Annotated in this window: 16 protein-coding genes; 10 read left to right on the plus strand and 6 right to left on the minus strand. The window is 46.5% G+C overall.

What is annotated here, in order from left to right; genetic code table 11:
• Positions 1-55: 55 nt before the first annotated feature.
• The 6 genes from yflR to nosA all read left to right on the plus strand — a co-directional run bounded on the left by yflR (position 56) and on the right by nosA (position 6,851).
• Positions 56-1,684 (plus strand): two-component sensor histidine kinase CitS, encoded by a 1,629-nt coding sequence (yflR, locus tag MY9_RS04365; RefSeq protein WP_014663180.1) that lies wholly within the window; start codon positions 56-58, stop codon positions 1,682-1,684.
• Positions 1,656-2,336, plus strand: a complete 681-nt coding sequence (citT, locus tag MY9_RS04370) for a two-component response regulator CitT (protein WP_014663181.1) — start codon at positions 1,656-1,658, stop codon at positions 2,334-2,336. The genes yflR and citT overlap by 29 nt, the downstream gene beginning before the upstream one ends.
• 2 nt (positions 2,337-2,338) lie before the next feature.
• The gene (locus MY9_RS04375; protein WP_014663182.1) at positions 2,339-3,298 is read left to right on the plus strand and encodes a tripartite tricarboxylate transporter substrate binding protein; all 960 of its coding nucleotides are present in this window, start codon (positions 2,339-2,341) and stop codon (positions 3,296-3,298) included.
• Between the two features lie 191 nt (positions 3,299-3,489).
• A complete protein-coding gene (citM, locus tag MY9_RS04385; RefSeq protein WP_014663183.1) occupies positions 3,490-4,791 on the plus strand; it encodes a citrate transporter CitM in 1,302 nt (433 codons plus the stop codon).
• A 55-nt stretch (positions 4,792-4,846) separates the two neighbouring features.
• Positions 4,847-5,641, plus strand: a complete 795-nt coding sequence (locus MY9_RS04390) for an MBL fold metallo-hydrolase (protein ID WP_014663184.1) — start codon at positions 4,847-4,849, stop codon at positions 5,639-5,641.
• A 118-nt stretch (positions 5,642-5,759) separates the two neighbouring features.
• Entirely contained in the window at positions 5,760-6,851 is a 1,092-nt protein-coding gene (nosA, locus tag MY9_RS04395) for a nitric oxide synthase (RefSeq protein ID WP_003233711.1), read from the plus strand.
• Here the strand turns inward: nosA and MY9_RS04400 are convergent.
• Complete coding sequence (locus MY9_RS04400) at positions 6,842-7,117, minus strand: acylphosphatase (protein WP_014663186.1); 276 nt, start codon at positions 7,115-7,117, stop codon at positions 6,842-6,844. The genes nosA and MY9_RS04400 overlap by 10 nt on opposite strands.
• 66 nt (positions 7,118-7,183) lie before the next feature.
• Here MY9_RS04400 and MY9_RS04405 point away from each other — a divergent pair, with 66 nt between their 5' ends.
• Complete coding sequence (locus tag MY9_RS04405) at positions 7,184-7,849, plus strand: MOSC domain-containing protein (RefSeq protein ID WP_014663187.1); 666 nt, start codon at positions 7,184-7,186, stop codon at positions 7,847-7,849.
• 40 nt (positions 7,850-7,889) lie between these two features.
• On the opposite strand, the gene MY9_RS04410 is transcribed toward MY9_RS04405, so the two are convergent.
• The 4 genes from MY9_RS04410 to map form a co-directional block, all read right to left on the minus strand.
• Positions 7,890-8,027 carry a YflJ family protein gene (locus MY9_RS04410; protein WP_003239885.1) on the minus strand — a complete coding sequence of 46 codons (138 nt, stop codon included), beginning with the start codon at positions 8,025-8,027 and terminating at the stop codon, positions 7,890-7,892.
• A 156-nt stretch (positions 8,028-8,183) separates the two neighbouring features.
• Positions 8,184-8,339: a hypothetical protein gene (locus MY9_RS04415; RefSeq protein ID WP_014663188.1), complete on the minus strand. Its 156-nt coding sequence runs from the start codon at positions 8,337-8,339 to the stop codon at positions 8,184-8,186.
• A 108-nt stretch (positions 8,340-8,447) separates the two neighbouring features.
• Positions 8,448-8,762 carry a DUF3243 domain-containing protein gene (locus MY9_RS04420; protein ID WP_014663189.1) on the minus strand — a complete coding sequence of 105 codons (315 nt, stop codon included), beginning with the start codon at positions 8,760-8,762 and terminating at the stop codon, positions 8,448-8,450.
• A gap of 81 nt (positions 8,763-8,843) precedes the next feature.
• Complete coding sequence (map, locus tag MY9_RS04425; protein WP_003223067.1) at positions 8,844-9,593, minus strand: type I methionyl aminopeptidase; 750 nt, start codon at positions 9,591-9,593, stop codon at positions 8,844-8,846.
• A 170-nt stretch (positions 9,594-9,763) separates the two neighbouring features.
• Here map and nagE point away from each other — a divergent pair, with 170 nt between their 5' ends.
• A complete protein-coding gene (gene nagE / locus MY9_RS04430) occupies positions 9,764-11,122 on the plus strand; it encodes an N-acetylglucosamine-specific PTS transporter subunit IIBC (protein WP_014663190.1) in 1,359 nt (452 codons plus the stop codon).
• 32 nt (positions 11,123-11,154) lie between these two features.
• On the opposite strand, the gene ltaS is transcribed toward nagE, so the two are convergent.
• Positions 11,155-13,104: a lipoteichoic acid synthase gene (ltaS, locus tag MY9_RS04435; protein ID WP_014663191.1), complete on the minus strand. Its 1,950-nt coding sequence runs from the start codon at positions 13,102-13,104 to the stop codon at positions 11,155-11,157.
• 100 nt (positions 13,105-13,204) lie between these two features.
• Between ltaS and MY9_RS21070 the strand changes: the two genes are divergently transcribed.
• The gene (locus MY9_RS21070; RefSeq protein WP_081483599.1) at positions 13,205-13,309 is read left to right on the plus strand and encodes a hypothetical protein; all 105 of its coding nucleotides are present in this window, start codon (positions 13,205-13,207) and stop codon (positions 13,307-13,309) included.
• Positions 13,310-13,360: 51 nt separating this feature from the next.
• Entirely contained in the window at positions 13,361-13,753 is a 393-nt protein-coding gene (locus MY9_RS04440) for a J-domain-containing protein (protein ID WP_014663192.1), read from the plus strand.
• The last annotated feature ends 5 nt before the right edge of the window (positions 13,754-13,758 follow it).

The raw sequence follows: 13,758 nt of genomic DNA on the forward strand, positions 1-13,758 counted from the left end.
TGAGAAAATTTCCTGTGAAAAATGGTATGATCTAGGTAGAAAGGACGGCTGGTGCTTGGTGAAAAAGCGGTTCCATTTTTCCCTGCAAACAAAAATAATGGGGCTGATTGCGGCTCTGCTGGTCTTTGTCATTGGTGTGCTGACCATTACGTTAGCCGTTCAGCATACACAGGAAGAACGGAGGCAGGCGGAGCAGCTGGCGGTTCAAACGGCGAGAACTATTTCCTATATGCCGCCGGCTAAAGAGCTCATTGAGAGAAAAGGCGGACATGCCGCTGAGACGCAAGACGTCATTGAACAAATGAAAGAACAGACTGGCGCGTATGCCATTTATATCTTGGACGAAAAAGGAGACATTCGCAGCGCCTCTGGAAAAAGCGGTGTAGAGAAGCTGGAGCGCAGCAGAGAGATTTTGTTTGGGGGCTCGCATGTTTCTGCAACAAAAGCGGATGGACGGAGAGTAATCAGAGGGAGCGCGCCGATTATGAAAGAGCAGAAGGGATACAGCCAAGTGATTGGCAGCGTGTCTGTTGATTTTCTGCAAACGGAGACAGAGCAAAGCATCAAAAAACATTTAAGAAATTTGAGCGTGATTGCCGTGCTTGTGCTGCTGCTCGGATTTGCTGGCGCCGCCGTGCTGGCCAAAAGCATCAGAAAGGATACGCTTGGGCTTGAACCGCATGAGATCGCGGCGCTATATCGTGAGAGGAACGCAATGCTTTTGGCGATTCGAGAAGGGATCATTGCCACCAATCGTGAAGGTGTCGTCACCATGATGAACGTGTCGGCGGCCGAGATGCTGAGGCTGCCCGAGCCTGTGATCCATCTTCCCATAGATGAGGTCATGCCGGGAGCCGGGCTGATGTCTGTGCTTGAACAAGGTGAAATACCGCCGAATCAGGAGGTAAGCGTCAACGATCAAGTGTTTATTATCAATACAAAAGTGATGAATCAAGGCGGGCAGGCGCATGGGATTGTCGTCAGCTTCAGGGAGAAAACAGAGCTGAAGAAGCTGATTGACACATTGACAGAGGTTCGTAAATATTCAGAGGATCTCAGAGCGCAGACTCATGAGTTTTCAAATAAGCTTTACGCGATTTTAGGGCTGCTTGAGCTTGGGGAATATGATGAAGCCATTGATTTGATTAAAGAGGAATACGCGATACAAAATGAGCAGCATGATCTTTTATTCCATAACATCCATTCGCAGCAGGTGCAGGCGATTTTGTTAGGGAAAATAAGCAAGGCATCGGAAAAGAAGGTCAAGCTGGTGATTGATGAAAACAGCTCACTCGCGCCTCTTCCTGCGCATATCGGCTTGTCCCATCTTATTACGATTATCGGCAATTTAATTGATAACGCTTTCGAAGCTGTAGCAGAGCAACGCGTGAAGGAGGTTTTGTTTTTTATCACGGATATGGGCCGTGACATTGTCATCGAAGTATCAGACACAGGGACGGGTGTGCCGCCAGATAAGATGGAAGCTGTGTTTGAGAGAGGCTATTCTTCAAAGGGGATGAAGAGAGGCTACGGTCTGGCCAATGTGAAAGACTCAGTGCGTGAACTGGGTGGCTGGATCGAACTGGCGAATCAAAAAACCGGCGGGGCGGTTTTCACTGTGTTTATACCGAAGGAGAAACAAGGGGGGAATCCATTTGATTCACATCGCGATTGCGGAGGATGATTTTCGAGTTGCGCAAATCCATGAGAGATTGATTAAACAGCTTGATGGATTCAAGATTATTGGCAAAGCGGCCAACGCCAAAGAGACAATGGCGCTTTTGAAGGAACACAAGGCTGATTTGCTTCTGCTGGATATTTATATGCCGGACGAGCTTGGGACCGCATTGATTCCTGAAATACGAAGCCGATTTCCTGAAGTGGACATTATGATTATCACAGCGGCAACAGAAACCCGTCATTTGCAGGAAGCGCTAAGGGCGGGGATTGCCCACTATTTAATCAAACCCGTAACGGCTGACAAGTTCAGGCAGGTGCTGCTTCAGTATAAAGAAAAAAGAAAGCTGCTCATGTCTCAGCCGGAGGTCAGCCAGTCCATGATCGATCATATTTTTGGAAACGGTGTGAAGACATCTTTGCCGGCAGAGAATTTGCCGACTGGCATTAATTCGATTACACTGCGAAAAATTAAGGAAGCGCTTCGGACGGCGTCAGAAGGATTGACAGCGGAGGAACTCGGGGAAAAAATGGGGGCGTCACGAACAACTGCCCGCCGTTATGCCGAGTACCTTGTGTCAAAGGAAGAAGCAAGAGCCGAGCTTGAATACGGGATTATCGGCAGGCCGGAGAGAAAATATTATTTGGCGGCGAAATAGATATGAAACAATCTATAATCCTGTTGATTTTTCTGTTGATCTTTATGCAGGGTGATATCAGGCAGGCGGCTGCGCCGCGCCTGCCGGACGGGCCGATAGAAATTGTTGTCCCCGCTGAGCCTTCCGGCGGCTGGGATGTCACAGCGCAGGCGATTCAATCTGTTTTGAGCAAGAAGCAGATTGTGAAGGGGGATGTTCATATCGTCTATAAACCAGGCGGCGGGGGAGAGAAAGGCTGGAAATATGTCAACAACAACAGCAAACAAACCATCAGCATGACGTCCAGCCTAATATTGAGCAATGATCTTCTCGGGCAAAGCAAATTAAAAATGTCCGATTTTACGCCGCTCGCCATTCTCTCCAAGGAATGGCAGACAGTTGCATTGCCAAAAGGATCAGCGTTAACAAACGGCAAGGATGTGCTAAATGAGATCAACATGCATCCCGGCAAGGTGAAAATCGGCTTTGCCCCGGGGTTTGGCAATGATGATCAGCTTTCGTTCGCCAGAGCGGCCGATATGTACGGCATTGACCCTTTTGACATTCAATTTTTACAGTATAACAGCAGTGAACAGCTCATTCAGGCGCTGATCAGACATGAGATAGAAGCAGCTTCCATGACCCTTTCTGAAGCGAAACCATATGAACGAAACGGCGATATCACGTTAGCCGCTGTAACATCTGATAAAAGACTTCCCGGTTTTCCAAAGGTACCGACGTGGAAGGAGCAGGGAATCCCGTTTGTTTTTTCTCATTGGAGAGGGATTTTGGGCCCGAAAAATATGTCCGAGGAAGAGATTTCTTACTGGGACCAAGCGCTCAAGAAGGTCACCTCCTCACCTGAATGGAGGCGGAAAATAAACGAACAGGACTGGGAAAGCTTTTATTTGAACAGCAGGGAAACGAAACGGTTTCTTGAACAGCAATCCGCTTTTTATCAAAGCATAATGACAGGAAATTAAGATCCCGGCATCCCGGGATCTTTTTCATGCCGGAAAATGATCAAAAAGAACAAAACGGTTTTAAAAAATTAAAAATATAAAAAAACCAAATTATTTACTTGCGGTTGGTTTTCCCATACGATGGCAAAAAGGCAAGACAAAAGGGGAGTAAGGGGAAAAATGTAAGCGGATTCATTTAAGGGGGAATGGATGTGTTAGCAATCTTAGGCTTTCTCATGATGCTTGTGTTTATGGCATTGATCATGACAAAACGGCTTTCTGTTTTAACAGCATTGGTTTTGACGCCGATTGTGTTTGCGCTGATCGCCGGATTTGGATTTACTGAAGTTGGGGACATGATGATTTCGGGGATTCAGCAAGTCGCACCGACAGCTGTCATGATTATGTTTGCGATCTTATATTTTGGAATTATGATTGATGCAGGCCTGTTTGATCCAATGGTTGGCAAAATTTTAAGCATGGTCAAAGGGGACCCTTTAAAAATTGTTGTCGGGACAGCGGTTCTGACGATGCTCGTTGCATTGGACGGAGACGGTTCGACAACGTATATGATTACGACAAGCGCCATGCTTCCGCTCTATTTGCTGCTTGGCATCCGGCCAATTATCCTGGCGGGAATCGCGGGCGTCGGCATGGGAATCATGAACACGATTCCATGGGGTGGCGCGACGCCGCGGGCGGCGAGCGCGCTGGGGGTTGATCCGGCTGAGCTTACAGGGCCGATGATTCCTGTCATTGCAAGCGGGATGCTTTGCATGGTGGCGGTTGCGTATGTGCTTGGAAAAGCGGAACGAAAGCGCCTTGGTGTGATTGAACTGAAACAGCCGGCCAATGCCAATGAACCGGCGGCAGCGGTTGAAGATGAGTGGAAGCGGCCGAAGCTTTGGTGGTTCAATTTATTGTTGACGCTTTCTTTAATAGGATGTTTAGTATCAGGGAAAATCAGTTTAACCGTTCTGTTTGTCATTGCGTTCTGTATTGCACTGATTGTGAATTATCCCAATCTCGAGCATCAGAGACAGCGCATCGCGGCGCATTCCAGCAACGTGCTGGCTATTGGTTCAATGATTTTTGCGGCCGGGGTGTTCACGGGTATTTTGACAGGCACGAAAATGGTTGATGAAATGGCGATCTCGCTCGTGTCCATGATACCGGAACAAATGGGTGGATTGATCCCGGCGATTGTGGCCTTAACAAGCGGCATTTTTACATTCTTGATGCCGAATGACGCGTATTTCTACGGGGTGCTGCCAATTTTATCAGAAACAGCTGTCGCATACGGTGTGGATAAAGTTGAAATTGCCAGAGCCTCTATTATCGGCCAGCCGATTCATATGCTGAGTCCGCTTGTGCCATCCACTCATTTGCTTGTCGGGCTTGTCGGGGTTTCTATTGACGACCACCAAAAATTCGCATTAAAATGGGCGGTTCTCGCAGTGATCGTCATGACGGCTATCGCTCTATTGATTGGTGCGATCTCTATTTCCTTATGATAATTCAGGCGTAATGACACACACTAACGGCATACAACATTCCGGAGGTGTCATTATGGGTGATCCTTATATGCCGCTGACTTCGGTCAGAAGCGGAACGGGGTTCGAAGCGGCAAAAGGGGTGCACGGCCTGACTGTGCAAATTGCGAATGTCTATTTTATTCAGCTGCCTTCTGAACCTCACTCATTTGTTTTAATTGATGCCGGTATGCCCCAATCAGCCGGCATGATTGTCAATGAAGCCAAGCAAAGATTCGGTGAAGGTTTTCAGCTGAAGGCGGTTATCCTTACACACGGGCACTTTGACCATATCGGAGCAATCGAAGAGATTCTTGAACATTGGGATGTACCTGTTTATGTCCATTCAAGGGAAATGCCTTATGTAACAGGCAAAGAGGGGTATCCTCCAGCTCGTCCTGACAGCAAGAGCGGGCTGGTCGCCAAGCTGTCGCCGCTGTTTCCGCGGCATTCCATCGATATTTCCTCACAGGTGCATGAACTGCCGGAAGACGGCTCAGTTCCATTTCTTGACGAGTGGATGTGGATCGCGACACCGGGACACACGCCGGGCCATATTTCGTTATTCCGCGATGATGGCCGCGTGCTTGTGGCTGGTGATGCTGTTATTACGGTGGAACAGGAGAAAATGGCTGACGTCTTGATACAAAAACAGGAGCTTCACGGTCCGCCGGCTTATTTCACGCCTGACACAGAGACGGCCGCGGAGTCCATTCTAAAGCTGGCCGGTCTTGAACCGGAAGCGTTATTGACCGGGCACGGCATACCGATGACCGGCAAAAACTTTCGAAGTGACTTAATTGAATTGGCAAATCGGTTATCGTCTATTTGACACCCGCACCACGCGGGTGTTTTTTATTGTTTTCCAGGAAGTTGCAGAAAAACCATTTGTCTTGCCGCTTAAAAACGATACAATGAAAAGCATGAAGTGATGTGAAGGGGAGAGTTTGTTGGAAGAAAAAGAAATACTCTGGAACGAAGCGAAAGCGTTTATTGCCGCATGCTATCAGGAATTGGGAAAGGAGGAGGAAGTGAAAGACCGTCTCGAGGACATTAAAAGTGAAATTGACCTGACCGGGAGCTATGTACATACGAAGGAAGAGCTGGAGCACGGAGCGAAAATGGCTTGGAGAAACAGCAACCGCTGCATCGGCAGATTGTTCTGGAATTCGCTGAATGTCATTGACAGACGAGACGTCCGGACGAAGGAGGAAGTGCGTGACGCCCTCTTTCACCATATTGAAACCGCCACCAATAACGGCAAAATCAGACCGACCATTACGATTTTCCCTCCGGAAGAGAAGGGTGAAAAGCAAGTCGAGATCTGGAATCATCAGCTGATCCGGTACGCTGGATATGAGTCAGACGGAGAAAGAATCGGTGACCCGGCTTCCTGTTCCCTGACAGCAGCCTGCGAAGAGCTCGGCTGGCGCGGAGAGCGAACGGATTTTGACCTGCTGCCGCTCATTTTTCGCATGAAAGGCGACGAACAGCCTGTCTGGTATGAGCTGCCGCGTTCACTTGTGATCGAGGTTCCAATCACACATCCGGACATAGAGGCGTTTTCTGATTTGGAGCTGAAGTGGTACGGCGTGCCTATCATCTCTGATATGAAGCTTGAGGTCGGGGGCATTCATTATAATGCCGCGCCATTTAACGGCTGGTATATGGGCACGGAGATCGGAGCGAGAAACCTCGCAGATGAAAAGCGGTACGACAAGCTCAAAAAAGTAGCGTCCGTGATCGGCATCGCCGCTGATTACAATACGGATTTATGGAAGGACCAAGCGCTTGTTGAATTGAATAAGGCTGTGCTGCATTCGTATAAAAAGCAGGGGGTCAGCATCGTTGACCATCATACAGCCGCAAGCCAGTTTAAACGGTTTGAAGAACAGGAGGAAGAAGCGGGCAGAAAGCTGACGGGGGATTGGACGTGGCTGATTCCGCCAATTTCACCCGCTGCCACTCATATCTTCCACCGATCCTATGACAACTCAATCGTTAAGCCGAATTACTTTTATCAAGATAAGCCTTATGAGTAAACAATAGAAAATCGATGATGGCCTTCAAGGCTGCGGGATTCAGTCACAGAGATGTCGGTAACCTTTGAGAAAGGGCTTCCTTTCTTTACAGCCTCAAGAAACGATTGCAGCGCGTTTTCCGGCCCCTCTGCCAATATCTCAACACGCCCGTCATCACGGTTTTTGACCCAGCCGGCCAGTTTTCGCTTATCAGCTTCCATTTGAACAAAATAGCGAAAGCCCACACCCTGAACCCGGCCGTCTACAATGATTCGGTATTGAAGCATGTAAAAACCACCTTTTCTTTTTATGATAATCAATTATTTTACAGCCTGTAAAGAGGATGTGTTCGCATGAAACCAGAGCGCTATACAGTTCTTTCTCTTAATCTGGGAAAACCGCAGACGCTTGAATATGACGGAAAGAAGATCGAAACCGGCATCATGAAGCGGCCGGCTGATTCCGCCGTTATGCTGCACCGAGAGAATTTTGAAGGAGACGGACAGGCGGACATCGTCAACCACGGCGGACCTGATAAGGCTGTTTGCGTCTACCCGGCGGAGCATTATCCGTTTTGGGAAGAGTTCCTCTCAAGACCGCTGCCAAGCGCCGCATTTGGAGAAAATTTGACGGTCGCGGGCCTGACTGAGGAGACAGTTTGCATAGGGGATGTGTTCAAGCTTGATGAAGCTGTTGTTCAGGTCAGCCAGCCGCGCCAGCCGTGTGTAAAGCTGGCGAAAAAGTTTGGCGTAAAAGAAATGGTGCTGAAGGTTCAGCAAACAGGCTATACAGGGTATTATTTTCGCGTGCTGGAGGAGGGCAGGGTGTCACCAGGCGCCAAGCTTGAATTGCTATCCAGAGGAGAGAAAGGCATCTCCGTCCAGTTCGCCAACCGTATCAACTATCATGATGCAAAAAATCTCACCGCCATTGACCGGATTTTAAGTGAGGATGCCCTATCGAAAAGCTGGAGAGCGTCCTTTATGAAAAAAAAGGCCAGGCTGCTGCCGGTTGAATAGAAAAAAGCCGCGCATATCAACGTGCGCGGCTTTGACATCTTTAAGATTGTTTTTTCTTTGTTTCAAGCAGGTTGGCAAGAAAATAGGTTTTATAGCTTTGAAGCTTTCTTCCCTCATGGTGCGTGATCCCCTGCTTTTTTAGTTCTGCCACATACCAGCCTTTACTGCCGTAATGCATGTCAGAAAACTCCTTTCCCTATCTGATTTCGAAACGATTGGCATTGTAACATCTATAAAAAGATGCTGAAAAGAGATGTGGGGGAAACTGAGCCTTTCGCACTAGATATGCGAATGTTCTTCTGTATGTATATGCGGAGTAAAAGCCGAATATGATTTAATGGCCGGTCAATTTGAGCATAACAACGCCAAATGTCATAATGGCGAAAACAATGCCGATATATGTGAGCATCCCGTTTTTTTTCTTTACGCCGTAAACGGTTATTAAGATGCCTTCAATGAAAAAAATGATGCCAAAAATGATAAACCACATGCAGATAGAGGCTCCTTTCACAGACATAATAGTAGTGTAGCATATCTGGAAGAGCCGGGCTGTGACAATATCAAGAAAGCCGGGCGCATATATCGCCCGGCTCATGTTTTATTGTTTATCAACCAATTTGACCAGAAGCTGTGCCAAATGTGTTTTCTCATTTTCGTCCGCAATGCTCCAAAGCTCTTGCAGCAGCATTTCTTCACCGTTTTGCGGCTCTTCATGCTTTGCGAGGTAGTCTCCCAGGATCGCGGCGCTTTTCACCAGCTTGCCGTCATCCAATCCCAGCTTTTTGCCTCGATTGACTTGTTTTTTCAAGTAGTCTTTAAATTCCTCAAAGTCTTTTAAAATGTCTTCTTTTGTTGTGCCGTGCATCGCGTTCATTTCGTTTTCAATTTGGATTTTTTCTTGATCTCTGTTCATTGCAAGTCCTCCTCGTGCAGAATAATGTTGTTTTACCTGCAATTCGAGGAGGCTAAACCTGCCGGAAGTCCGGAATGTGTTTTACAGCTTCGTCAGGATAATCGGTTCGTCTTTTGTGATAACGATCGTGTGCTCAACTTGGGCAACCATGCTTTTATCCGGCGTCTTGAACGTCCAGCCGTCTCCAGCTTCAACAATCGTTTCCGCTTTCGTAGAAATAAACGGTTCAAGCGCGATCACTGTGCCGTTTTTGAAAAGCGCGTTATCAAACGGATCATAATAGTTCATGATGTGGTTCGGCGCTTCATGCAGGCTGCGGCCGATTCCGTGGCCGGTCAGTGTTTTGATGACGGTAAAGCCTTGAGAGCGTGCTTCATGATAAACGGCTCTTCCGATCTGGTTTTGGCGCTTGCCTGCTTTTGCCTGCTGAAGGCCCTTTTGAAAAGCGTCTTCCGCGCATTGGCAAAGCTTATGAAGGCGTTCTTCTCCTTCACCGAGTACAAATGAGATGCCTGTGTCGGAATAGAACCCGCCAAATTCAGCGGAGATGTCGATGTTGACAAGGTCCCCTGCTTTTAAAATCTTGGAAGTGCTTGGTATGCCGTGAGCCACTTCATCATTTACGCTGATGCATGTCACACCTGGAAAATCGTATTCCTTCTCAGGAGCTGAAACGGCGCCATGCTCATCAAGCACAGCTTTTCCGATAAGGTCAAGGTCTTTTGTGCTCATGCCGGGCTCTGCTTTTCGCTTCATTTCTTCACGCGCAAGCGCGACGATTCTTCCGATTTTTTTCAGGCCTTCTAATTCTTGATCGTTTGTTACAATCATCTGTCATTCCCGCTTTCTTTTTAAATAATCTAGATTAAGCTTACCACAACTGTCTTAAAAATAGGAAACACACGGACCTGGGAAAAAAGAAATGCCTTGGGAAAATTGGTATAGATCACTAGATATCTTATATGGTATATTTGAAAAAAAAGGGTATGAGGGGGATGGGTATGCTTTCATTTTTACAAAAACTCGGGAAGTCATTTATGCTCCCGATTGCGGTTCTGCCTGCGGTTGGAATTATCCTTGCGCTTGGCAGAGAGGATGTATTTAATATCCCGTTTGTCTATCAGGCGGGGACGGCGGTTTTTGATCATCTGCCGCTTATTTTCGCGATTGGAATTGCCATCGGTATTTCGAAGGACAGCAATGGGGCCGCGGGTTTATCAGGGGCGATATCGTATCTGATGCTTGACGCGGCGACAAAGACAATTGACAAAACAAATAACATGGCGGTGTTTGGGGGAATTATTGCCGGTTTAATTGCTGGTTACACCTATAACCGCTTCAAGGATACAAAGCTGCCAGAATATCTCGGATTTTTCAGCGGTAGACGGCTTGTGCCGATTATAACTGCCATCATTACGATCATTTTAGCCGGCATATTCGGAGTCGTCTGGCCGCCGATTCAATCGTGTATAAACTCATTTGGAGAGTGGATGCTCGGGCTCGGCGGCATCGGAGCGGGCATATTCGGCCTTTTCAACAGGCTGTTAATTCCGCTTGGCCTTCACCACGTACTGAACAATATTTTCTGGTTCCAATTCGGAGAATATAACGGAGTGACAGGGGATCTGGCGCGCTTTTTCGCGAAAGATCCGACAGCGGGCACATATATGACCGGATTCTTCCCAATCATGATGTTCGGTCTTCCGGCGGCGTGTCTGGCTATGGTTGTGACTGCGAAGCCGTCTAAACGGAAAGCGACGGCTGGAATGATGATTGGGTTTGCTTTAACGGCGTTTATCACAGGGATTACGGAGCCGATTGAGTTTGCATTTATGTTTTTATCTCCGCTTTTATACGCTGTTCACGCGATCTTAACAGGGTTATCTTTATTTATCGTCAACTGGCTAGGCATCCGCTCAGGCTTCTCTTTTTCAGCCGGAGCTATCGATTATGTGCTCAGCTACGGAATCGCAGAAAAACCGCTGCTTCTGCTTTTTGTAGGTATATGCTATGCGGCAGTATACTTTATCGTGTTTTATGTACTGATTAAGGCTTTGAATTTAAAAACGCCGGGACGGGAAGATGATGATGTGGATGAAGTGCTGGATGAAAATACGGTTCAGGATGTAAATGAAAACATCATGCTGAAAGGGCTCGGCGGAAAAGAAAATCTTCAAACCATTGATCATTGCGCCACAAGGCTGCGACTGACTGTGAAGGATACCGCTTTGGTGGATGAAGCGCTTTTGAAGAAAGCAGGCGCAAAAGGGGTTGTCAAATCTGGCGGGCAATCGGTTCAAGTCATTATTGGGCCGAATGTGGAATTTGCAGCTGAGGAATTGAGAGCTGCTGTCAAATAAAAAAGCGGAGAGGGCAACCTCTCCGCTTTTTCTTATTTATCTTCGTTATCCTTTGACGTTTCGGAAGAATCTTCGTCATGTTTTGTGTAATCATAATCAGAAGGGTTTACCTTCTTAAAACCTTTCGGCTCGTAGAACCGCAGCAGGTCTCCGTTTATGATTTTATCGGACATTTCAAGTTCCTTCTTGACGAGTGAGTCTTCTGACTTGTCGACTTCGGATTCATCGAGTTCTTTGCCGGTTTTCGTATCGTAATACTTACCGGATATTTTCGTGTACTTCGGTGAAATAAAGTCTCCGTTTCGGAACGGAATCACTTCACGGTGTTCTTTCGATAAAATATCAGACCCGGACATCAGATAGTCTTTCGTATCCACTCCGAGCAGATGCAGAATGGTAGGAGCCACATCGACGTCTCCGGCATATTTATGAACCTTCTCGCCCTTCACGCCGGCAGCGTGGATAAAGAGCGGCACCCGTTGAAGCTGGGCATTGTCGTAATCAGTGATTTCATCTTTGCCAAGCACTTTCGCCATCGCTTTATTGTGGTTTTCAGAGATGCCGTAGTGGTCTCCGTACATTACAATAACCGATTTATCATATAACCCGTCTTTTTTCAGATCATTGAAGAATTGTTCAATGGACTGATCAAGGTAATGGGCTGACTGGAAGTAGTTATCGACGACAGAGTCACCAAAGTCTCCAGCCGGGAAGTCTGTATCCCCCTCATCCATTCCGAATGGGAAGTGGTTGGACAGGGTAATGAACTTCGTATAGAACGGCTGCGGCAGGCTTTCCAGCAGCGGCATTGATTCTTTGAAGAACGGTTTGTCTTTCATGCCGTAGTTTTTCGTGTTTTCTTCGTTCATGTCATAGTAGGCAGAATCAAAGAATTTATCAATGCCTTCCGCTTTGTACATTTCGTTACGGTTCCAGAACGTCTGCGTGTTCCCGTGGAACGCGGCAGATGTGTAATTCTTAGACTTCAGAATCGCCGGAACGGATTGCAGCGTGTTTTGCGCTTTGTTTACGAAAACTGAACCTTGAGCCAGCGGGTACAGAGAGTTTTCCATCATAAATTCAGCATCAGATGTTTTACCTTGTCCCGTTTGGTGGAAAAAGTTATCAAAGTAGAACGTTTCGTTATCATGTGCCAGTTTATTTAAGAACGGTGTCACTTCTTTGCCGTCAATTTTATAGTCGATGATAAATGACTGCAAAGATTCAAGTGAAACGTAAATGACGTTTTTTCCTTCCGCTTTGCCGAAATACACGTTATTCGGCACATCGTAATTGGCTTTCATATAGTTTTCTACGTCCGTCACGTCGCTGGAATCGGCAAGCGCGCGCTGGCTGTTGGACTTGATATTCTGTACAGCGTCATAAATTGTGAAATTGTATGTTCCCAAGTATTTCACAAGATAGTTCCGGTCGAATGATCTTGTCAGCAATTCAGGACGGTCTGATTCCGCAACTGCCAGGTTGATCAAGAACACAAGAATCGAAGACGCTAAAATAATTCGGAACGATTTTTTGCTTGACGTTTCGGCAGGCTTGTTCACTTTGATCGCCAAGATGATTAGGATGATCGTGTCGATAAAGTAAAAGGCGTCAGTCGGTCTCATCAGCGAAAATGCGCTGTCACCGAGTTGGCCGCCGTTTGTTTTAGCCTGCATAATGACCGGAATTGTAATAAAATCATTGAAAAATCTGTAGTACACAATGTTTGCGTACAGTAAAAAAGACATTAAAAAATGAATCACTATAATGGCTGTCCGCTGTAATTTTTTCTTGAACAAGAGTCCAAAGCCAAGAAAGAACAAGCTTGAGCTAAGAGGATTCACAAAAAGCAATATTTTTTGTATCGTGTTGTCTATTCCTAAGTTGAAGTTCAGGACATAACCGACATACGTTTTGATCCATAACAGGACGACCGCGATGAAGAAGAAGGCCAGTCCTCTTTCTTTTATAAATGTTTTCATTGTTACACTCCTTTTTTCCGATCCAGTTCGAGCGAAACGATAGAAAAAACGAACGTATCCAATATAACACGAATCAGCAGATTAGAAAAGTGAAAATCGTATGATGGAGAAAGTGGCGAAAAACGCCGTCGAATCAACGTTTCGCTTTGAAATGACCAAATGTAAAACAAGGTATCTTTTTAGAAATAAAGGAATAAAATGGTAGAATGATCATTATATGATAAAATAGACGGAATAGATGAAAAGAGGTGGAAGGATGGATTTTTCCCATATTGTGTCTGAAGATAAAATTAAGCGCGCCATCAAAGACGGAGACTTTCAAAACCTCCCGGGAATGGGAAAGCCGCTGCCGAAAGATGACGCGGCACACTTGCCGGAATCGCTGCGCATGGGCTACCGTATTATGAAAAATGCGGGAATGGCTGAGGACGAGGGCGCGCTCAAAAAAGAGCTTATGACCATCGACCATTTAATCGAAAAGTGCTATGACGAAAAAGAACGGGAGAAATTAATCAGAACAAAATCTGAAAAGCAATTGCTTCTTGATAAGCTTGTTGACAAAAAAGACATGTTTTCAAAGCCAGCATCCGCTTTTTATAAGAATAAAGTATATGACCGGCTTGGACGAAACAGACCTTCTTCCAGCTGATTTGT

Origin of the sequence: Bacillus sp. JS (genome assembly GCF_000259365.1) — a bacterium.
GTDB lineage: Bacteria > Bacillota > Bacilli > Bacillales > Bacillaceae > Bacillus > Bacillus stercoris.

What these genes read in the sequence shown, in the direction of transcription:
- MY9_RS04375 (WP_014663182.1), top strand. Translation starts at nt 2,339, where the DNA reads ATGAAACAATCTATAATCCTGTTGATTTTTCTGTTGATCTTTATGCAG.
- MY9_RS04390 (WP_014663184.1), top strand. Translation starts at nt 4,847, where the DNA reads ATGGGTGATCCTTATATGCCGCTGACTTCGGTCAGAAGCGGAACGGGG.
- MY9_RS04400 (WP_014663186.1), bottom strand. Translation starts at nt 7,117, where the DNA reads ATGCTTCAATACCGAATCATTGTAGACGGCCGGGTTCAGGGTGTGGGC.
- MY9_RS04405 (WP_014663187.1), top strand. Translation starts at nt 7,184, where the DNA reads ATGAAACCAGAGCGCTATACAGTTCTTTCTCTTAATCTGGGAAAACCG.
- MY9_RS04410 (WP_003239885.1), bottom strand. Translation starts at nt 8,027, where the DNA reads ATGCATTACGGCAGTAAAGGCTGGTATGTGGCAGAACTAAAAAAGCAG.
- MY9_RS04415 (WP_014663188.1), bottom strand. Translation starts at nt 8,339, where the DNA reads ATGTGGTTTATCATTTTTGGCATCATTTTTTTCATTGAAGGCATCTTA.
- MY9_RS04420 (WP_014663189.1), bottom strand. Translation starts at nt 8,762, where the DNA reads ATGAACAGAGATCAAGAAAAAATCCAAATTGAAAACGAAATGAACGCG.
- map (WP_003223067.1), bottom strand. Translation starts at nt 9,593, where the DNA reads ATGATTGTAACAAACGATCAAGAATTAGAAGGCCTGAAAAAAATCGGA.
- nagE (WP_014663190.1), top strand. Translation starts at nt 9,764, where the DNA reads ATGCTTTCATTTTTACAAAAACTCGGGAAGTCATTTATGCTCCCGATT.
- ltaS (WP_014663191.1), bottom strand. Translation starts at nt 13,104, where the DNA reads ATGAAAACATTTATAAAAGAAAGAGGACTGGCCTTCTTCTTCATCGCG.
- MY9_RS21070 (WP_081483599.1), top strand. Translation starts at nt 13,205, where the DNA reads ATGATGGAGAAAGTGGCGAAAAACGCCGTCGAATCAACGTTTCGCTTT.
- MY9_RS04440 (WP_014663192.1), top strand. Translation starts at nt 13,361, where the DNA reads ATGGATTTTTCCCATATTGTGTCTGAAGATAAAATTAAGCGCGCCATC.